Consider the following 21,432-nt stretch of genomic DNA (forward strand, 5'->3'; position numbering starts at 1 on the left):
CGACGCGATAACTTATTTCAGACAATCCAGGTGCATTGGTAATTGTTTCAGGCGTGGATCGAGTCTCGCCCGTGCAGCATCCACATAGTGTCAATTCAAGAGAATGGCAGCCACTCATCGCCCACCCTCCATCTGCAACGAAAAGATTCCGTGATCACGCCGATTCGGATCATTGTCGCAGCGTGCGATCTCAAGTCTTCCCATGGTGAGATAGCCTTGCTGCCGCGGCGTACTTGAAGGTTCATCCATCCGTTCGAAACGCACCAACCGCACTGACACTACGCCATCCACCGCCTGAGCTGCAGCAATCAGCGGGCTCGCATAAACGGTCTGACCAAAAGTAAAGTTCTCTGCCTTCAGCACCGCAACATTTCCGTCGCAACTCGATCCAGAAAGAAAGCGCCGCATGATGGCCGTATACACATCACTCTGAAATCGATTCGAAGCCACACAAACCGCCAAGGTGATGCGAAGTCCGACGATAATCGCGTCTTCGACCGCTAATCCCGTGCCCATCATTCGCAACGGATCAAGACGGCTTAGCGTCAGCGTGGCGAGGTCTGATGGCGCTGAGGACGCAGGCTCAACCGATACGAATCCTGCATACCAAGAACCTGTCCATCGCATCGTTCCCCGAGCTTGGGTTATGTCGCTGTCCTGCAAAGCAGCAACAGCGTAATCATCTTCCGTCACACACCTTAGTTGCGATTCGAATGCAAAGGGAGCATGTTGACGGATATGCTCAGGTGACTCTGCGTCGACCGCAGCCGCAGCCGGCAGTGGATTGCGCACAGAGATCAGTGGCAACGTCGTCACCGTGTGCAATAACGCATCGGAACCTACAAGACCATCGCGGCCATTGCCAATGCGATACGTTGCGACGAACTGCTGTCCCGGATCAACTGCTGCACCATATTGCCCATCCCCAAAGCGAAGAGAAGCTGCACCTCCATCTTCAATCTCCAGTACAAAGACAAGATCTTCTTCATCGCTCGCTAGCAGATCCGATTGTGGTGTCCATAGCCGATCATTGTCATCCATCACCGTGATCTGCGGCTTAGCAGCTGAAGCATCCGTTAATGGATTCAGGAATGTGCTCGCCGCAGCCAACGGATCGAATGGAAGCTGAAATGTAACCGGTCCCGAAGCAAGCGTTGGACGATATCGAACCAGAGTCACTCCTGCGTCTGTACTTCCACTGCATGTACATCCACTTGAGACGGGCGCTTCCGGAGCATCCGGTACAGTGCCAAGCGACTCTGCTGCAACCCACACACCTTGGTCAACGGGGACTACGTTGCCCCAAGCGCGGCTTACACCCGAGATTGTGTTGCCACCATGCTCTGCGTCCAACGTAGACGAGATGCAGAGAGGAAACGGCAATGCATCTGCGATTCCCCACGTGACTTCTGTGACAGGAGCACTATTGAACGGGTCTACCAGAGGTTTTCCCTCATCGTCAGAAGTGCGCACTTCTGTAAGTCGCACTGCCCAACGATGAACACGGTTCGAGTCATCGGGTTTACCGGTTTTTGCGCCCAACACCTCTTCCAGAATCAGCACGCTTCCCGCCTGCAGCGTGGTCAGATTGCCAGATAACGTGGCCCCCACTGCCCCTTGTGGAAGACAGCAATTCGTATCGCTCCACGTGTAGAAATCGATCGCATTCTGTTCCTGATAAAGGAGGGCGTCGGCCATGCTGGCGTACACCGGTTGCCCATTCGATAAAAGCGCTTTCAGGAGTGCCGTCTGTGAAGGATTATCCGGAGACAAAACAGGAGGCACACCCGCGGTACGCACATAGAAGTTGGTTCCCGCCGGCAGCAATAGCGCATCTTTCGCCGTAGCCACACACACCCACGAGCGCGCATTGCATCCTTCGCCTACTCGATAATCCACTAACCGCGCGTGGCGACGGAGAGAGATCCTGCTGCGTGCTGTATCAAGATACGCTTCGGTATTTACGGCATCCTGCATATAACTCAGACGGTCCGCGACGTATGCCATCGCTTCCACCAAAGTGATTCCCACGTCTGCAGCATGAGACTCGTTCCACGCTGGCATCAAAACAGACATACGATCCAGCATTCCTTGCCGGAAGCCGTCATAATCCTTAGCTAAATAGTTGATGGCAGGCACTGGCGGAGCGTTCTCGTTGCAGCAACTCTCGACATAACAGTCTGCGACAGAAGAACATCCAGCTTTAAATGAAAACGTTACTTCAGATAACCGCGGATCAAATGTATCCGGAGGATCCTGCGCGTTTTCACCTGCACGCAGGCTTAGGGTGTACGTGGAAAAATCCCCCGTGCTATCAAGACGAATGCGCAGTGTACGTGATGGCACATCTCCGATCATCTGCGCGCTCAAAACGTTTACTGGAGCACCGCCTGATATGTATATCTGGTCCACACTCGGAGCCACGAGCGGAGGACGCAGTAACGTTAAGTCCAGATCGCTCCCGCACCCAGGAGCACCTATCACTTCCACGTAGTCGATGCCATTCAAAGAAGAGTGTGCCAAGACCTGGGCGCGACGCCGCTGCGTCGAACATAAGTACGTCATACGGCCCCCTCTCCCACTTGAAATTGTTCCGTCTGGGTTTGGTCTGTCTCAAGCACCGTGTATTGCACCGTGATCGATACTGTTGAATCATCGCCCTGGACAGAAACGGATTCCACGCGCACCACATCCAGTAGCCATTGCTGCAACGCACCTTGGATCAATTGATTCTGTGTTGCGAGCATCATCGCGCTATTTGGTTCAAACACCAGTCGCGACGCTCCGCTACCGAATGTCGGCCGATTCACCCGTTCCCCAGGTGCGGTAAGCAGGATCTGTTCAATCATCTGGCGTATATGCGCAAGACGAGATGTCCGGGCTGTATTGCCGGTGCTATCGAAGCCGTAGGGATAGCGCAAATCCATATCAACCTCTTCCGATTGCTCTACAACCGGTCGCTTACGTTGCCATTACGCGTACTTGTGTCACTAACGGCATAAGTGGCGTTCCTGTTGGCACACATACTGCTTGCCCTGACTGCACTACTAATGGCTGTCCTTGTGAAAGCACGCGTGTAGTGCCTGTCACCCACTGAGCAGTAACACACGGCGGCATGGGTATAGACGCTAAGGGACATCCCGACACCACCCAAGGCACGGAGATCAGGCAAGATGGTGCGCCGCTCAACATGACTCGTGGATTCGGCGCAGTAGGCATAGCCTGCCCACCATGACTACATAAAACCGTCGCTCCTACCTGCACTAAAGCTCCAGGCATTGCTGCCTCCCTTTCTACTGCTACACCACCTGCAGCGCCCCTTCGTTAATCGTTACGGAGGGGCCCGTCATCATGATCGTGGCGCCCTGTCCATTGGTGATGGTGATACCGGTCTCATTGATCGCGATCATGGCGCCTGCTGTAGTCTTCAACAAAATTCCGCCTGTAGGTCCCGGAGTATCACTGATCATCAAAGTATTCTGCGAAGTAGTTTGAATTACTAACTGCTGCAATCCTGGAGTACCTGCAAGTGCAAGGGCCGGTAGTTCAGCGCTGCTACCCCAGAAACCTCCTACCCAGATCGGATAATCCGGGTCGCCTGCCTCAAACTCAATCCACACACCAGACTGGATTTCAGGGACCACGTACATTCCACTCTGAATTCCAGTAAAAGGAAGACATGGCATCGCCCACGTAGAAGGCAGTGCGCCAGCCACACCCGCCACCTGTACCAGTAAACGTCCCATCTGCATCGGGTCAACGTTTGCCAGAACAGTGCCGCGATATTTGCCAAAGAACTTCGCCAACCGTCTTCCTCCTTCAATAAGGCATTGCCGGGACAAGCGGGATATTCGAAATCAATCCATTTCGCTTCAGCGTAAAACTCTGTTTGTATTGCCCCGCCTCAATGGTGTGTGTGGTGCTGTCCACGTAGTGAAGCCCATCAAACCCAACACCGGCACCGCGCACACCCACCAATGCTCGAGCTTTCAAGATAGCTCCATAGCGTTGAACATCCAGCGTTCCATCACCTGTAACTACATCACCTGTTTCCACTGCCTTTGCCCACAACTTCATCAACGCAGTCGCGACGGGTTTGTTGGATACGTCCTCAAGCATCTCGATCCTCTGCTGCGGCGGAATCACCAACCCCAGAGGCGGACTGAATGGAGTTACCGACGTTGAAGGAACAGGGACCACCGCCTTCGTCGTAGGGTCTTGAATGTTCGCAACTGGCATAACGGACGACTGAGTTTCAAAACGGAAGTTCAATGACTCGACATTTGTCCAACTATCCATGTTTGCGTTTAATGCAGGCTGCGGCACTCCATACCGCATACTCGGTCCCCAATACGCTGTGCTGGTTCCTGGCGCTGGGCCTGGATCAACGTAGAAGACATAGCCCACGTCATCCGCCAGCTTTCGGATATAGTGCAGATCTGTTCCCTCCTGCATCGGAATCTTTTCAACGGGAACTTCTACGTCAGGTGCAGGAACCGGTATCACCACCGGGACAATACCAAAGGCCGCATACTTCGCAAGGATGGTCAACACACGAAGATCCGGTGTCATCGCCGGATACGGCAGACCCGTCATGTCGATGAGATCCATCATCCCTGACAAATCCTGTCCGGTGATCACCAGCTTGGAAGATCCTCGCATCGCATCTGGAGCGATCTCGTGATGCTGGATCACGCCATCCATCACGACCTGTGGAATGCCTCCGAAGGTGACCATCAGAATGACTCGCAACATCGGAATGGGACTTCCTGCAGCGAGAAGAAACAGCGTCTGCATGATCGAGTTGTTGGCGAGCGTAAAAGTGAGTTGGAATCCGCTGCGGTCAGAGGAATTCGTAATCTCAACAGCCGTCAGCGCATCTGTAACGGGCTTGGGCACAGGAACCGCCACCACTGGTCCTGCAAGGAGCGTTAGGTAGAGGCCATTAGCCATTGCGCGCTCCCGTGGGGAGGTTGGACGCCAACGGTATGCGAATAACATTGCCAGGCTCGTCCGTCAGTGCTTCAGCATCTGTCGCTGCATTCGCATCGGCAATCATCCAGAACAGCATTGGGTCGCCAAGGAATCTCGCAGCCAGATTGTCTAAACGATCACCCTGCACCACGGTATAGCTGCGCGTGGATACATAGACCGCCGCCTGCGGAAGAATCCTCCGTGCAAGATAGCGCACGGCAACTCCATCAGGTCCCACATATTCCTGAGTCGCTGCGCCATAGTAGCGACTAGACGCACTCGTCGGCGCACCGGTTCCTGCGGCGGACTGAATCAGCGATGCGAGTGCGGTATTCATTTCCCAATCCTCCTCAGGCCTTGCGTGCCATTGCTTCTTTGCCCATCTGATACGCCATGTACACCGCCCCAGCGGGCGACAGGAATCCTGTATCGCTCACACTCAATACACGCAGGTCCAACGCAATCTTTGCGCGGATCGGATTTAGCTGCGCATCAAATGCCTCTTCGGTAATTTCAAATCCCGTAATGCGAACCGGAGTTACCCGATTTGTTCCCCACGCCAACAACGTCAAAGGCGACGACATCGGCAGAATCTCGATGGTTCCAATCAGCGAAAGAATTTCATTTGCGATCAGTTCCGTACTCGTCGGATAGACAAGCGTCTCCAGCAACGCCATCTGTGGCTGCAGCCCAACACTGGTCGCTGTAGCGTCTCCCGTTTCCAGACTGTCTGTCGCATCCAACTCCACCGTCAGCCGGATCGTCTCTATTGGCGGACCTTTTAAGCGCAACACTTCACTGCGGTCTGGCTCTTCCCCTGGAGTCTGCGGTTTCAAGGAACGCGTGATGCTTTCCGGGTTGTATTGAAGTTCAATCCGTCCCATCGGAATACCGGTATTGGGCTCCAGCAGAACAATCGCACCCTTCTGTAAACGAGGAGAGATATTAGCCATGTGCTCTCTCCTCTCTTCCCTGCGCTTTGCTCTTTCCTGCACGCGCCGCTAATTCGCGCAGCAGTCCGAAGGCCACTTGTCGAGCTGCATCTTCCACCGTCGCACCTGCGGCAAGAGGCGGTATCGATATACGATCCAGCTGCAGATTGTGCCCGAACGAAAGGTCGCGCCGCTGCTGGATTCCCTGCATCATGGCTTCCCTCAACGCGTTGTGAAAGCGAGGTCCAGCGTCCCGCCCAAAGCCACGCAATGACACGCTATCCACCCGCAGGTTGATACTTTGCGGCAGCGATCGAGCCACGCTTGCACTTTGTGGAACTGGATTTGATCCAGATGGCAGCTTGGGTGCATTTGTTTTCATGCCCACCCCCCGGTCTCCGCAGGAGTCAGGACTTTGTCCATCTTGGTGTACTCGGTGCGTACACCGGCTGCAATATGACTCATCCTTACGGGCAGATCATCTTCTGCGGCCAGATAGGCAGCGTGCATCGCAATGTTTCGTATTACCGCGCCCGATATATGCAGTTGCGCCAGCTTCTCCGGCTGAAGGCCTTCCGTGGGTGTTGCGGCCGGGAAGACACGCGACCACATCTGGCGACGCGATGACTCATCCGGAAATGGAAACTGAACAATGAAACGAATCCTTCGCAGAAAGGCTGGATCAATGGCTCTCTGCATATTCGTTGTCAGGATGGCAACACCGCCGTATGCCTCCATACGTTGGAGGAGGTAACTCACCTCCAGATTGGCGTAACGGTCGTGGCTATCCTTTACCTCACTACGCTTACCAAACAATGCATCCGCTTCATCGAAAAGCAGAACTGCACTACTTTGCTCTGCGGCGTCAAAAATGCGCTTCAGATTCTTTTCGGTCTCACCAATGTACTTACTCACGATGGCAGCCAGATCGATCTGGTAAAGATCCAATCCCAACTCGCCAGCCAGTATCTCCGCTGCCATGGTCTTGCCGGTGCCACTAGGCCCAGCAAACAGCGATGTAAGTCCCATACCTCGTCCGTACCGTGAAGAAAATCCCCAGTCTTGATGTACACGACGGCGATGACGCACGTGGATCATCAACTCACGCAATATTTCTTTCTGTGTGTCTGGAAGGACCAAGTCATCCCAATGCGCTCGTGGATCAATGCGTTGCGCAAGCCCTTCCAGCGGACGTCGTGCATGATCGCGACAGCTTTGCAATAGGGTCTCCGCAAGCGTTCCGGAATCTTCTAACGACCGCCGAGACACAACATCCAGAGCAGCCAACCGAATCGTTCCTTCATCGAAGCGGAAGGCATCCACCAGACCGTCAAGCTGCCCATTCAAAGACGCGGCTGGTGGTCCCAGACTTTCCAGCCAAAGCTGCTTACGATCTTCGCGCCCCGGTTGCGACATGCGGATAGGTAAGCTTTCGATCCGCTCTACTGCGCTGCCCGGCTCTGCATAAATCGCCAGCGGCACCTCAACGGAACGTGCCCACGCTAGACTTGCCGCAACAGCATCGGCATTGTCGGCGGATGATGTTTCCAACAACAGCGCAGCGCCTGTCAGGACAGCTTCGCGCGTCCAGTGGCGTGCGGCAATTTCCCGCTCCGCTGTCGTGGTGGGGAGATCCGTTGCACGCAGTACGAATGGAACTAGGTCTACGCGGCTGCATGCTTCTTGAAAGATCCGTTTGGCGGCAGCGAAATCGTTGCCTTGAATTACGACTGGCTGTGCAGCGCGCATTGTTTCTCTTTGCCAGTGCATCGCGATTCGCTGTGCATCCTGATCCGCTGTTTCAACCTCAGACCTTACGAGTGGGCGAACCAGCCATTCCAGCACGCTATCCAGCGAAGGCACGCTCAACAGATACTGCAGGATGCGCTCATCAATCTTTAATGGCGCCTGCAACAGACTAGGTGACGGTCCCTCCTCCACCAAACGCCAATAGCGAAGTGGATGCAAACGACTCAGCGTGCTCCAGTGCGCGCCGTCTAACACCGTCATTGCCATGGCAAACGTAGGCCACTGAGCGCGATCATCGCCATTGGCACGCGCACATGCGTGTAGAAAGCGCGTCTCCAGAGCGGCTCCCGCACACAGCAACAACACATCACGTTCAAACGTACTCAAGCGAAACTGCGTTATAAGCCGCTCTAGTGGTCGGCAACTTACAACCGAAACGTAATCCCCAGATGCAGCAACAGCCTCTTCGCCACTGACCAACGCGTATACGCGGTCAAGCTCGTCAGCCAACATGGGTTCGGTTTGTGTTTGTCCACTCATACCGTCACCTTTAACTGCGGAAAGAACTGTCCTTGGGTGGGACTTCCATCTTTCTGATCCACGATCAGCAAGCTCTGTGCTCCATCAATCTCCACGCGCAACGGAGACTGAAACGGTCCCCAGGCTATTGGAATGGGGAACATCAACTGCGTGGATGTATCCGGTGCACTCGGCGGACGAGCGGGAATCTCGATAGACAGATTTCCTGCGAATAATCTCGCTCTTTGATTGCGCGCCACCGCAGGCTGGATCGTCAAAGTCAGGTTTGCTCCATGTGCGACAGTGATCACCGATGCAGGTGTTACGGGCGTGACATCCTTCAGCGTAGGCACGAGTTGAAAGACAGAACTTCCGGACTCAAATGCTCGATGTGGATCGGCGGCTGTACCAAACTCAACCGAACGCACAATGCGAAGAGGCACAGCTCCGGCCAGCACGGTGTCTGGAATCGTCACTCGAACTGTTGTTGCCTGCACTGTTGCTGCGCTGATCGGTGCGGCCTCAGCAAATGACACCTCTGTATCCTGAGGGGCGTCGCCCAACAGATTGCGGCCTGTAATCGTAAGTGTGTCGCCAGTTGTGGCAACGGCTGGCGTGATCTGATCGATCACAGGAATGTCCCACGGCAGCACGGCAATATTCCGCGCCTGAACAGGAAGATTTGAGCGTACAGGTTGTGTGTCATGGATGAGAACTACCGACACCTGGTAGGAGGTTGTCGGCCGATAGTGAGTGGAAAAGGCCATCCACAATCGCGAAATCTCTTCGTTAGACAGTGCTTCCGGTGTAATTTTCAGAAGTTCGAACTGGCTCGCAAGCGCACTCTGACTGACCAGCTTTGCCTCTTCTGTGGCGGAACCCAATGCCGCTAAAGCATCAGAAATCGCTTCCCGCGCAATGATCGGGTTGTTATGAAATACCTCCATCGCCCATCCCAGCAGGATTTCCGGATCAAATTGATTACCGCCATAGGCTGAAACAAGATAATGAAGGTTCAATGCCAATGGAGGGTTGGTTAATAGTCCTCCAGCGGAATCGCGACTGGGAAGTTGTACATTGCGATATCCGGTGTTAAAGCTGGCGTAATACATGAACAGATTGAGCCGTGGCTGTTCATCCGCTCCTGTTGGTACCAGATCTGGCGATGTTGCACTGATGGCAGTCGGAGAAGATAACAACGTCGCAGGGCCGCCATCGGTAAGTGCCCCAAGGAGCAACGACCGCAACACTGCGCTAACGCCACCAACCGCCAGGTATCCGTTCATCGCCGACCACTCCTGGCAAGAAAATCATGGAGTGAAACACGTGGACGGAAAGCTGGAGTACGAGGACGTTCCGGCGCTCTTATAGCAGCCTGCACATCAATATGCCCAATTGATATTTCCAACGCAGGTAACATCGCGGATTCGGGCGGATGCGTGATCTCTTCCTTATCCATCTCGCGAGGCGCCTCAACGGCCGATATCAGTGCTCGCGTAGTGAGCGGTTTGAAGGATTCTCTTTCAGAATGCCCGCTGAGAAACTCTGCTTGACTACTGTCTGCGACGAAGGCAGATGGCTCACTGGCCATAGCTTTGACCGTATCTGCTGACTGACGGACTGTGGTCGCGTGTCGCAAATCGTCATCTAATGCTTCATCCTTCAGAGCCTGTTCGGTTCGCAGTTGAGGCGCGGCGTCTAATGCAGCGTTTGCTCCTACCTCGCCACGTATCGAAGGCCCGCGAACGGGCACTCCCGATCCGTTAGGAATCGGTGTCACAGTCGTAGTCGACACATCCGCAGACGCAACTTTCTCATGAACTTCTTCTGCAGGAAATGTCATAGAAGCTACCGCACCTGCGCGCAGTGCGACACGTGAGGCGCGCAAAGGCTCCAGTCCTCCGCCGGGATGGGTAGCGCGTTGCAGAACACGTGAGAGTAGGTCGTTCATGCGACTGCCCTCTCACCCGCAATTCTGGCCAGATATGCTTCGCGGCGTATCGAGGACATTGCAAGAATCGAACCTTCTGCCCAGCCGTACGCACGGGCAATATCGTGTATATCCGCCATCAATGCGGAGGCGCGATGACGCAGGGCTAACCACACGAAATGCGCAGGATCAAAGTCCGCTCGATTGGTTTCATCGCACTCCACGCATTGAAGGATGCAAGACATCTCTGCATCTGCATTTCTTTCAGATACTTCGGATCGAAGCATTTCCAGTGACGATTCTTCCAATGTGCTCGTGTCGTCGGGATCACTGCCGCTACACAACGACAGGAGAGCGCGTTCACGACTTAGAGCATCATCTTTGGATAGAGCGTGAAGCAGCATGCGACTGGTAATCCTTAGCATCGGGCTCCCAGTACTTTCGTCGGATTCAGGAAGGCTACTCAGTAATCCTGCAACGTCGCTATCAAACTCCATTGCAGAACCGCAGTGCTGACACAATGCGAATCCGTGCAACTGCGTTCCGAACGAGGCAGCGTACAGTTCCAGCAGGAATCGATTGCGTTGGAGTAGCGACACATCTTCCAAATCACAAGCATTCGTCTCCAGCATGCCATGCATCAATATGCGCAAGGGCCGCCGCACAGGATCAGACGCCGCAGCGTCTTCCCATGCCTGAAGTAGACGTTCTCCTTCCAATGGACGCATCTGTGCTCTCCGCCTCACGCAAAGCGCGTGGTAAATCAGGCATGTGTCTCGTGGAGCAAGTCATACAACAGGGCCATAACAACCCTGTGGGGAATGTTTATTCGATCGTTTAGATCAAGCGCGTGTTGAAGTAAATGTCGGTTCCGTCGGCTCTGTAACGGAAGTGTCGCGTTCCCATCCTTCGTTCTCGAGCTTCAAGTGCTGGATTGCGACGGCATTCGCATTTGCGTCCAGATCCGGCAGAGCTTGATACTCAGAAACCCACGCACGATAGATTTTGTAGCTGATCGCAAGCTGACCCGCTTCGTTGTAAAGATCCAGAATCACGTCCTTGCGAAAATCTTTTAGAGATACCTCGGCTCCCAGACCTGCTTGCAACTGCCACACTTTGGCCGCCCATGCCTCGAAGTCAGGATCATGTGTCACACCCCGTTCCAAGGTGATCGCGTCATACTCGGTGCGTCCAGGTGACTTACGACTGGTACTAGCGTCGCCCCCTTCGCGATGCTTCACGACCTCGGTCGTTCGCTTTAGAGCAGACACTTTGCTGATACCAGCTACATAGCGGCCGTCCCACTTCAACCGAAACTTAAAGTTCTTATACGGATCGAATCTCTGCGCATTCACTACGAATTCCGCCATAATCTTTTCCTTTCCTTAGGACGCCGACTGGCTGTTCATTTGCTGAATCTGAATCACCACGAACTCTGCTGGCTTTAAAGGAGCAAAACCAACCAGGATATTCACCACACCGGAATCAATATCCGTCTGTGTGGTTGTGGTGCTGTCGCACTTCACGAAGTAAGCCTCTTGCGGAGTCAAGCCTTGAAAAGCACCGCGTCGAAAGAGTGTATTCATGAAACCTTCGACATTCAGCCGGATGGATGCCCACAAAGGCTCGTCGTTCGGTTCAAATACAACCCACTGCGTTCCGCGGAACAGGCTCTCTTCCAAGAACAGCGCTAGTCGCCGCACGGGTACATACTTCCATTCATCTGCCCGGGCATCTGCCCCAACAGTCGTACGCGCTCCCCACAACACTGATCCATACACCGGAAAATTTCGGAAGCAGTTCAAACCCAACGGATTGAGCGTTCCGTTCTCCGCATCGGTCAGCTTGTACACCATGCTCTGAACGCCCATCAGTTGCGCGTCAATTCCTGCAGGCGCCTTCCATACGCCACGCGAAGCATCAGTACGCGCATACACGCCTGACGTCACACCTGACGGCGCAAAGGTGCGTAGTTGATAGTCATTCAAAGGATCCGGTAACCGTAGGCGTGGAAAAAACGCAGCAGCATTCCGATCCTGCACATTGAGTTGCGTTGATATCCAATCCACCGCAGCCGCCGGCGTATTCACGTTAGGCGGAGGATCAACCAGCAGGAATGCACGGCGCGCATCACAAAACGAAATCGCCGCGCTATAGATGGCATTGGGGTCGATATTCGAATCGAGTGAAGATGGATCGCCCGGATTTGCCCGGGTGGCGTCAGGAATACTTAGCAGGTTGAATAGATCGACTTTCTCCAGTGCATAGATTCCTGTGAAAGCCAATTCATCTCCGATCAGATCTCCCGTCTGCGGCAGGCCCGTACCGTCGCCACCTTCAACAGAAGCCGTTTGTGATCCGAAGACATGTCCCGTTCCAAGAGAATACTGAGCCACGTTTGCAGTAGTCCCCAGTCCCAATAATGTCGAAGCGTTGTTGCCGCCGCCTGTTGGAGCACCAATCGTGATGACTGCATCCGGGTTTTCCGGGAGCATAACCACTACGCGCAGTCTGCTGTCCGTCGTAGTGGTCGCCACACTGACGGTTGCGGCACTCCCCGGAAGCTTTGACTGAAGCGCTGTATTCAAAGCCCGTGCCAGAGCCTGCGCAATACCCATGAGACTCTGCGGGATCGTGCTGCCGTCGGCAAACACCGTGACGTCTATGGGGAGCGGGGACAGCGTTGCCGGGCTACTCACCCCCAGGCTCAGTGAATAACTTCCGTTTGCAGTCGACTGCAAGATATTGCCTGTCGCGGCCGGGTTGTCATCGCCCGTAAAGGGAGCGCCAAGAGTGACTGCGCCACTTGTGGCATCCAGCTTTGTCACGGTATACACGCCGTTCGTCGTATCGCCATTGAACGTGAGGAACTGTCCAACACGAAGCGCCTGCAAATTAAGTGGATTCGAAGCAGTCGCAGTGGCCGAATTCTTTACGACGGCGAACGTTCCGGTAACAGCCAGCTTCTTCGATGCACTCCCAAGAGTGCTCGCCACGGTGATGGCATTTCCAACCAAACCGGTACGCGCGGGGGGCGAAGTGGGCGCGGGACTTTGGACCTTCACGCTTACTAATTGCGATCCTGAATCCGGATCATTCACCACAGTGGGAGCAAAATCCTTGCGCGCAGGATTCAGTGAAAGACCTGGGAACTGCTCAACGGTCCCATCGACAAGATTTGTAATCGTTAGATTGAACGCGGTGGGGACAGTTGTCTGATCAAGGTTGTCGTAGCTTATGTCCGCGACAAGGTTTCCATTCGCCCACGTACCACTACTCAACACGGTGAGAGTAATTCCGCCGAAGGTCGAAGACGCATAGCTTGCACCGTGTTTCGGAACACGCACAACATACGCTTCACTGCCTCCGTTCTGAAAGAACTGCTGAACGGCGTAGCTCAGCTCGCTGTCTGATGCAAGACCGCCAAACACCCGCTCGTAATCCGCAAAGCTATACAAATGTTCCGCACGGTTATCAATTCCGCTTTGGGTATAACCCACAAATGCCGTGATTGAAGTGGCAACCGATGCAATGGTGTGTACCGGTGATTCAATCTCCTGGATGTAAACACCGGGATACGTATACGTTCCCATGGGATTCGCCTTTCCGTGAAAGCTCAGCGGTTGTGCGGCACTATGTGTCCACGAGTGGAAATGAACTCGCGATGGGGTTGGGGGCTAACTACGAGTCGATTCCTTGTATGCCGCAGCAATTTCCGAGTCAAGATAATTTCCCATTCTTCGATGAGAGAAGAAAGCCGGAAATTTCCCCATAACTCTCGGCTCTACCGGTATATCGAGGGATGAAATAACACCGAATGCCGAAGACAAGAATCTATGACGCATAGGTCTTAAGCCCCTAGCTTTATCTGTGCATTCATCAATGCGCGAAAATTGAACATTCGCTATCGCTCAAAGACTGCCAATCCCAGATGGACTATGTGGCATTTTCGAAGATGCAGGACCGCTAACCTCATCGAACATGGGACGACGCAAACGACAATTTTCTTGACTTGACCTGCGCACTTGTTAAGATTCGGCCACTGCACTTCCCCGTCTTTTGCAGTGGCTCAACGAGAACGCATCTGCAGTGCTTCCCCTGGTCGTACGTACTCCACCAACGCATGGGGTATGGCCCGTGCTGGCATTACAACATCTGCGATAACGCTGTATCTCGGGGCTTGGTTAAGCTCCATTGCGCATAAGTCCTTACGCGTTTTTTGTCTGAAGAGTTCTTATTGGAGAGAGCACTGTGGGCAAGTTAACCGGTTCACTTACCGTGGCACTCACACTCGTGGCCGGCATTTTGCTCCAAACCGGGCACAAGAGTACTTCTGGCCCGACACATTCGAACACTTCAAGTACACCCCACGCCGGACAGGCGGCCAAGGGGGAAGGGCCATGGGTGGCATCTTGCCGATACTGGGCTGCTGTCGGAAACGCTGATACTCACTCACAACAAACGAACGAGACGGGCACCGCACCTTCCGAAACTGCAGGGGGGTGCGAATCCGAGGATGATACGACGGGATGGAATATACCTTCACCCACCAAGACTTCCGACGACTCGGCGAATGAGCTTCCCGCAGACATAACCTCTATGATCGCGGTCGTCCCTGATCCTATCCACAGCGGTCTGGCTCTCGATTTCGATAGGACATTGGAATCCATTCTTCTTGCGGCAGCCGATAGTCACTATCTCAGTAGCTACTACTGGCTTCCCTGGCAGCAGCGTGCCAGCTCCACCGAATCCGATCAGAGCACAGATCCCCCGCATAGCAATCCGCAACGCGAACGTCAGCCGGGGTTGGTGGTTCTTCGCTATGTTCCGGAACCGCGCGAATGGCCGTCGCAAACTGTAAAAAGTGATGTCGCGAAATCGGCGCGCAACAAGTATTCATGGGGCAGCTATCGGAAGGTCGTCTATCTCTTCTTAGTTGCCGAGACACCCTCCCTGGGCATCAATGGCGAACAGCTTCAGAATGCCCTTCACTACGACCAATATCTTCAGAAGTCGTATGGCGCCCACCTATCCGTCCAACGCACCGAGAATGTCCTCTCGGTTATCGGGCCGTCCTATTCAGGTACGGCTGCTTCGTTATATGCGGGGTTGTCATCCGGTCTCCTAGCCCTCGGCAATCCCAAGCTGTCCATTACGGGTGTCACCAGCACAGCCATCGCGTCACACGAGCTAGACCCTGCAGAGGAAGGCGTGTATCGCTCATTCGGCGAGAACACTGGTTTTGAACAAGACCGCTTTCTTGAGGCTGTCTTCCGTTCTGGATTCGACTTGGGACGAGTAGCCATCCTATCGGAGTCTGGGACTGTGTATGGTTCCAGCACCGAAGAAGCACCTGCGGCTCCCTCCTCCAATCAGACCAAATGTCCTCCCGGTGGACGAGGCTGTTATCGGAAGGATGATGAACCTCTCACGGGCGCAGACGCAATCCTGAGTCTTCGATTCCCCCGTGAACTCTCACTCTTGCGTAACGCAAGCGCGAGCGATGAGAAAAGTTCGCCAGCGACTCCGACACCATACCTTGGTTTGTCACTCAAGGGCGATGCGGCAGATGATACTGTCGAGCGCTTCTCTAAAACGCAAACGCCTCTCTCCATAGAGGCCCAGCTGATGGCTATTGCAAACCAACTTAGGAGTGCACGTACTCAATTCGTTCTGATTTCTGCGTCGAATATTTTGGATGATTTGTTTTTGGCGGAATTCCTACACCGGGCATGCCCTGATGCTCGATTGGTTATGTCCAGCGGTGGCGATCTTCTGTTCGAGCGCGAAGGTGAGAATGCGAGCTATGTAGGCTCTATCTCTATCTCTCCATATCTTCTATCGTCGTTGGATTCGGCACATCGCAACGGATGGATGCATTCGGACTATCACTCGGAATCGATTTACAACGCGGCCACGTTTGCATTTCGTGGAACAGCAGCAAAACCAGGATTCGCTTTGTCCGGGTATTCGAAGCAAGCGCCTCAGACCAATTCAAACGGGCTATCGAAAACTCATATACCCCTGTGGGCCTCAGTAGTCGGCACAGACAGTTACTATCCTCTCGCCGTATTGAATTGGTGCAGCAGCGACGATACAAGCCTCCTGCCAAGCATCTCAACAGACAAGATATCCGCTCCGAAGCTTACTCTATGCTCCGAAGCGGACGCGCTCAAAGGGAACAACAAAGGAGAGACGCAACCGTCGAATAAATCACTCCATGATTCTCTCGACGCGACCTCTGAAATTGTTCCGGCCTTGTCATGGCATATTTTTGTTGGCTTTCTTTGCTTCGTCTGCATAGCCCATACCGTAGGGTTGCTCGTAGCAGACCTTTGGTCACCATTCAGCCGCGACCTCGCAATCGATCAGAATGATCTACCGAACCGTCGTGCGGTATACATCAACATCGGCGGTAGCGTGCTAGCCTCGCTGTCCGTTGTAACGTCCTATCCGTTGCTTCGCGTGAACGATTACTTCCGCGTTCCTGCCAGCTCATACTGGGAAGCCATTGCCCTACTCTTGGGTGCGGTGTTAGTGGTGGTCTCTACTGCTTGGAAGACGTGGCGCTATTTTTATCGTCCGAAGTGCAAGCCATATTGTTTCTTCAACTGTGTGTCAGTCATCGCCTTCTTTGGAATCGTGGCTGCGTGGGGCAGGATCTGCAGAAGTGACACGCTCTATGGATATCCATCGTTCTCAGGCCTCTATCACAGTGTTCGATGCCTGCAGCCTTTCAGCGGAGTCAGTCCGCTCTGTCCGGTCGCGCTGGTGTTAGCTGCCTGGTATCTATGGGCCGTGTACCAGGTTGCGAGACTGCGTTTCTCACACATTCATCGACCGCGCCTTCCACGGCTTATTCCCGGTTCCCATTCGAAGAATGATGTCTATCCCTTGTTCGTTCCTGACGATGTTCTGGAAGCATGTGGCCGTCCCAGAAGTTGTTGCCTCTATAGCGATATCACTTGTCTACTGATCACTCGGGAACTTTTATCTCGTGTTACGCGGGAGATGAGCAGCACACAAGGGACATCGGCAGATCACAACAATCCAGCCACGGGCCGCTGGTTAGACATCCTCTTGGGCGCGGTTTATGTTGCCCTGTTTGTCTTCTGTCTCTTTCTTTTTCGCATTCACAGCCTGGACTCCTTTGTATTCAGACCGTTGGTCGTTAAGTGGGGACCGACAATGTATGAAGCCTTACTCAAGGCATTGTTTTTCCCACTGCTTATGGTTGCCTTTGCAGGTTGGCTTCGTACGCTGTGCATCTGGGCCGCACTTAATCGGGGCCTATTGGAGCCGTTGGAGCGAATGCCGATCCGCTTCGCGTTTGACGGATACAAGAGCGGCGGCTGGATGAGCATGCTTCGACAGAAGGGCCTGCACATCCGCTGGCGTGACATGTCTCGTTCCACTGAAGCCATCCGGCAGATTGTGCACCATCCTGATCTCGCGAATAACCCTGAACTTTTTGGGGAACTCTCAACTAAGTACCAGAGCATTGATCACGAAATTCGCACGCTGATGGAACACATCCATGCGGGCAGAGGCACAGCAGCTTCTACAGAAAACCCGGCTGCGAAAGCAAGTACCTCCGCACCATGTCCGTCTGAACAGTTGTGGGACATGCCGGCGGACAACAAAGATGTCTGCAGCATCTTCCACATCGAATCTGGCTATGCAGATTTTGCCACTAGCTTGATTCGACATTATCTCGCCGACCGGTGGGAACAACGGATAGGTCCGCTGGAACGTCAGGCCGCGACGACTGCGGATGATAAAGAGGCGACCGCTCCGCGCCAAAACACCAGTCCGTCTCTTGAACACCTTGCCGAAGACTTCATTGTCATCCGGTATGTTGCACTCATTCGTTCGGTGCTGCTGAACATGCGGTACCAAATGTTGACTGTTGGAACGACGTTTGTGCTGGCTTTGGTAGCGTGGAACTCGTTTCCTTTTGAGCCGCACGCATTTATGGATTGGGGCTTCACTCTGCTACTAGGTGCGTTGAGTATCGGATTTATCAGCGTTTTCGCCCAGATGCACCGCAGTGCAATCCTTAGTCGCATCACGGACACCACCCCCAACGAACTTGGATGGGATTTCTATCTACGATTGATCACATTCGGCGCAGTACCGGTACTTACCTGGATTGCGTACGAGTTCCCACAAATAGGTGGAACCCTTTACAGGGCACTTCAGCCCAGTTTCCAGGCGCTCAATTAATATTTTCACCAAAGTGTTTTAGAACGCCATTTCGCAGTGAACCGCAGCAGGAGGGCACGATGATTCTTTACGATTGCCTCTACCCCACAATCAAAAGTGGATGGTATCAGCGCATGCGCTCATTTGCTGGCGCCTTCGCTGCATTTGGTGGCGATATGATCCTGCTTCCACCACCATTCCGCACAACCTACACGGGAGCTGACAATCGGAGCCTGGGATATGACCCAATCAGCGACCTCGACATAGGACAGTGGGATACCCTCCGCGGCGGCAGTGCCAATGATCTGCAGGCTCTTGCGAAGGAAGCGCTGCGCCATGGCGTGCGTTTGATCTTCGATTTGCCTTTGCATCAGTACGGTGCGCTTCCAGTGATAGAACGCAATGCTAGCGGCAAGCCTGATAAAACATTGGCTTATAAACCGTCTTCGGTATTTCAGGCCGCACCAGACGAAACCTTCGAACGCGCCGACGCTGACGGGTTACGTGTTCCTTACCAGCATTCGCAACCGTCGGATTATCTTCGCAAACTGAAGATTCAATGTATTGCATGGTTGATGAGCGTTTCGGCTGGCTCGGGATTCCGCCTGGATGAAGCGAAGGATGTAGACATGAATCTCACGCATCGGTTAGCCGCAGCGATTCCAGGGTTCAAAGTTGCTGAAGCATACACCGGGAGTAATGCGCAACTGGATGCATATCATCAACAATCCGGCCTACCCGTATTCGATTTCGGTAGCCACTTTGCTTATCGAGCTGTAAGCCAGGGAGCAGGACTGGATGCGTTGGTGTACATGGATCGCTACTGTCATTTCAATCCTTCTGCTGCAGTGCCATTCATAGAGAACCACGACACGGATGGCGCAGAAGGAGTGGTCAATTTCAAAGGCTGGTTCTATCTGGATGCCTGTACACAGGCGGCCGTCGCTTGTGCAGTTTACGGTGGCGATTATGAGCGTTACGCTCTCGCTCCGCTGATCGATAACTACATGTGGATTGGCAAACGCCTCGCCGTAGGCAAGCAGGCTTACCACGTTGTTTCACCAGATGTCCTGATCTGGTCGCGCGACGGTGATGGTGGACCGATCGGCAACACCGCAGGTGTTTTGTGCGGCATCTCACGAGATCCATTCAATACACAATGGGTATGGACAGATACTCCGTGGCGCAACTGCTGGATAAAAAACTATGCGCGCAGCGGTGGTCCCAATGTTTGGGTATATGGCGATGGCCGAGCATGCATCCCCATTCCACCGAATAGCTATGGCCGTGCCGATAACGGAGTTGCATACAGTTTGTTGGGCCAGGACGGCGGTCTGCCCACTAACGAACTTCACATTCCCCTCGCGTATCCACTCGACTTCTCTCACATCACGGTGACTCTATGAAACTGCTTGTTGTGTTCTTATTTGCATCTTCGGTGCTTATGGCGCAGGTATCTACCAAGTCCTACGATGTGGCACGCACTTCTGAAACGCGCAGCGAGAAGACGCTCACCACCGCACGCGTGAGCACTGGTCTGCAGATGCAGCCTCGAATTCCGTGCATTGGCGATGCGCGTGGTTGTGAAGCCCAACCGCTTATTGACGGCGTGGTCATGATCCTCGCTTCCGAGGCGAATGTGATCCGTGGTGTACGCCCCGAAGACGGCGCGGGGATATGGCAAACACCCACGTTATGCACGCCGGTTCGTTCAATTGCAGAGAACGATATGTGGCGTGTGAACGACCACTTTGGAATGTTAAGTACCGGCGTCATTGATGCGTCCACGCACAAGCTCTACCAGGTGGCGACGTGTTCGTCTGATGGAAGTGGCTCGCACCAGTCCATGACTCAACATATGTATGTCATCGATACGAGAACTGGTAATGTCCTCGCAAACACTTTGATCGACGCGACGAGTAATGGCCAACGCTACGCGACCGCACCACGTAAACAAAGAGCAGCCCTTGCTCTCTGGTCTCAGAATGGAACCAAATTTGTCGTTATAGCCGCTGGTTCATTCGCCGAAACCGGGGACAATGCCACGGGGTGGATTCTGGCCTTTGACACCTTTGACAATCAGGTTAAGGCTGCCATCTCCACACGCGCTGGTATCTGGATGTCCGGTGGTGGACCATCCATCGATGACGACGGTCTTATCTATCTCGGTGTAGGTAATGGGCCATTCAATGGAACAACGACATTTGGAGAAGCTGTTATTCAGTTGCAATTCACTCCACCCACTGCCACCGTTCCCGCCAAGCTAAGCGTTTTGCATGCTTGGGCTCCTTATTCAGATGCAGCAAGAACATGTGCCAATGCACAACTTACACAACCCAAAGCCATGCTTATGAATAAAATCTCAGGCGATTCCGCGCCCACTGATCCACCACCTGGAGCGCGCATGCCGATGAACACGGATTGCGGTGCGCAATGGGGAGATCAGGACGCGCATTTATCCGGCACGCTTCTTCAAAAATCCCATCTCTATCTCACCGCAGGCAAGGATGGCATTGGATACCTGACAAGCACCTCAAATTTTCCTGACAGTCATCCTGCTGACTTTGCCAACCCCAAGGCGAATTGTGCAAAGGTCAAGATGTATCAACTTGGATGGGATCTCGGTATGGATTCCTGCCCCGCTTCCCTCCCAGGTCTAAATCGCTTTCCGGGCGGAAAGACAAGGCATATTCACTCGCCCTTGGCACAGTATCTAGCGCCAGACTCAACGCAGTATGTGCTGGCCTTTGCTGAGAACTCACCGCTCCAGGCATGGCGTGTCAACCAAGACGGAACCATGACGTACGTAGCACGCGGCACAGAGATGGCTTCCGCTCAATCCACAGCTCAGCATGGTGGGATGCCTGGAGGCTTCTGTTCAGTGAGTTCGGATCAAGGCGCGAACGCAATCGCATGGTGCGCCATTCCGGATGGTGATGCAAATCGAACTGTTACCACGGGACGACTTGTTGCGTACGATCTAACGAATTTAACCGGAGGACAGATCCGCACTTTGTGGACCTCAGAGCAGTTTGTTTTCTCCAAGTTCTCTCAGCCTGTCGTCTACAACGGTCACGTATACCTCGCCGACTACGCGGGCAGCGTTATGCATTGGCGGTAGGT

The 21,432-nt window shown here is 53.8% G+C and carries 16 protein-coding genes; 3 read left to right on the forward strand and 13 right to left on the reverse strand.

Annotated features, from left to right (window positions below; translation table 11 throughout):
* Positions 1 to 114 precede the first annotated feature (114 nt).
* The 13 genes from BLT38_RS08435 to BLT38_RS08500 form a co-directional block, all read right to left on the reverse strand.
* Entirely contained in the window at positions 115 to 2,139 is a 2,025-nt protein-coding gene (locus tag BLT38_RS08435; protein WP_156785060.1) for a putative baseplate assembly protein, read from the reverse strand.
* Positions 2,140 to 2,561: 422 nt separating this feature from the next.
* Positions 2,562 to 2,927 (reverse strand): GPW/gp25 family protein, encoded by a 366-nt coding sequence (locus BLT38_RS08440; RefSeq protein ID WP_083344766.1) that lies wholly within the window; start codon positions 2,925 to 2,927, stop codon positions 2,562 to 2,564.
* Between the two features lie 372 nt (positions 2,928 to 3,299).
* Complete coding sequence (locus BLT38_RS08450) at positions 3,300 to 3,806, reverse strand: phage baseplate assembly protein V (protein ID WP_172838189.1); 507 nt, start codon at positions 3,804 to 3,806, stop codon at positions 3,300 to 3,302.
* Between the two features lie 13 nt (positions 3,807 to 3,819).
* Positions 3,820 to 4,953, reverse strand: a complete 1,134-nt coding sequence (locus BLT38_RS08455; protein WP_083344768.1) for a hypothetical protein — start codon at positions 4,951 to 4,953, stop codon at positions 3,820 to 3,822.
* Positions 4,946 to 5,311 carry a LysM peptidoglycan-binding domain-containing protein gene (locus tag BLT38_RS08460; RefSeq protein WP_156785061.1) on the reverse strand — a complete coding sequence of 122 codons (366 nt, stop codon included), beginning with the start codon at positions 5,309 to 5,311 and terminating at the stop codon, positions 4,946 to 4,948. The genes BLT38_RS08455 and BLT38_RS08460 overlap by 8 nt, the downstream gene beginning before the upstream one ends.
* A gap of 13 nt (positions 5,312 to 5,324) precedes the next feature.
* The gene (locus BLT38_RS08465; RefSeq protein WP_083344769.1) at positions 5,325 to 5,927 is read right to left on the reverse strand and encodes a hypothetical protein; all 603 of its coding nucleotides are present in this window, start codon (positions 5,925 to 5,927) and stop codon (positions 5,325 to 5,327) included.
* Positions 5,920 to 6,288: a hypothetical protein gene (locus BLT38_RS08470; protein WP_083344770.1), complete on the reverse strand. Its 369-nt coding sequence runs from the start codon at positions 6,286 to 6,288 to the stop codon at positions 5,920 to 5,922. The genes BLT38_RS08465 and BLT38_RS08470 overlap by 8 nt, the downstream gene beginning before the upstream one ends.
* Entirely contained in the window at positions 6,285 to 8,195 is a 1,911-nt protein-coding gene (locus BLT38_RS08475; protein ID WP_083344771.1) for an ATP-binding protein, read from the reverse strand. Before BLT38_RS08475 ends, BLT38_RS08470 begins: the two co-directional genes overlap by 4 nt.
* A complete protein-coding gene (locus BLT38_RS08480) occupies positions 8,192 to 9,460 on the reverse strand; it encodes a DUF4255 domain-containing protein (protein ID WP_083344772.1) in 1,269 nt (422 codons plus the stop codon). Before BLT38_RS08480 ends, BLT38_RS08475 begins: the two co-directional genes overlap by 4 nt.
* Positions 9,457 to 10,125 (reverse strand): hypothetical protein, encoded by a 669-nt coding sequence (locus tag BLT38_RS08485; protein ID WP_083344773.1) that lies wholly within the window; start codon positions 10,123 to 10,125, stop codon positions 9,457 to 9,459. Before BLT38_RS08485 ends, BLT38_RS08480 begins: the two co-directional genes overlap by 4 nt.
* Complete coding sequence (locus BLT38_RS08490) at positions 10,122 to 10,736, reverse strand: hypothetical protein (protein WP_156785062.1); 615 nt, start codon at positions 10,734 to 10,736, stop codon at positions 10,122 to 10,124. The genes BLT38_RS08485 and BLT38_RS08490 overlap by 4 nt, the downstream gene beginning before the upstream one ends.
* Before the next feature lie 210 nt (positions 10,737 to 10,946).
* A complete protein-coding gene (locus tag BLT38_RS08495; protein ID WP_083344775.1) occupies positions 10,947 to 11,474 on the reverse strand; it encodes a phage tail protein in 528 nt (175 codons plus the stop codon).
* Positions 11,475 to 11,489: 15 nt separating this feature from the next.
* Positions 11,490 to 13,697: a phage tail sheath family protein gene (locus BLT38_RS08500; RefSeq protein ID WP_083344776.1), complete on the reverse strand. Its 2,208-nt coding sequence runs from the start codon at positions 13,695 to 13,697 to the stop codon at positions 11,490 to 11,492.
* A 1,951-nt stretch (positions 13,698 to 15,648) separates the two neighbouring features.
* On the opposite strand from BLT38_RS08500, the gene BLT38_RS08505 reads away from it, so the two are divergent.
* From BLT38_RS08505 to BLT38_RS08515, 3 genes are read left to right on the forward strand one after another with little or no spacing between them, the layout of a single operon-like run.
* Positions 15,649 to 18,330 carry a hypothetical protein gene (locus BLT38_RS08505; RefSeq protein WP_172838190.1) on the forward strand — a complete coding sequence of 894 codons (2,682 nt, stop codon included), beginning with the start codon at positions 15,649 to 15,651 and terminating at the stop codon, positions 18,328 to 18,330.
* Positions 18,331 to 18,389: 59 nt separating this feature from the next.
* Positions 18,390 to 19,715 (forward strand): alpha-amylase, encoded by a 1,326-nt coding sequence (locus BLT38_RS08510; RefSeq protein ID WP_083344778.1) that lies wholly within the window; start codon positions 18,390 to 18,392, stop codon positions 19,713 to 19,715.
* Positions 19,712 to 21,430 (forward strand): hypothetical protein, encoded by a 1,719-nt coding sequence (locus BLT38_RS08515; protein WP_083344779.1) that lies wholly within the window; start codon positions 19,712 to 19,714, stop codon positions 21,428 to 21,430. Before BLT38_RS08510 ends, BLT38_RS08515 begins: the two co-directional genes overlap by 4 nt.
* Positions 21,431 to 21,432: the final 2 nt, after the last annotated feature.

Source organism: Terriglobus roseus (assembly GCF_900102185.1).
GTDB classification, from domain to species: domain Bacteria; phylum Acidobacteriota; class Terriglobia; order Terriglobales; family Acidobacteriaceae; genus Terriglobus; species Terriglobus roseus_A.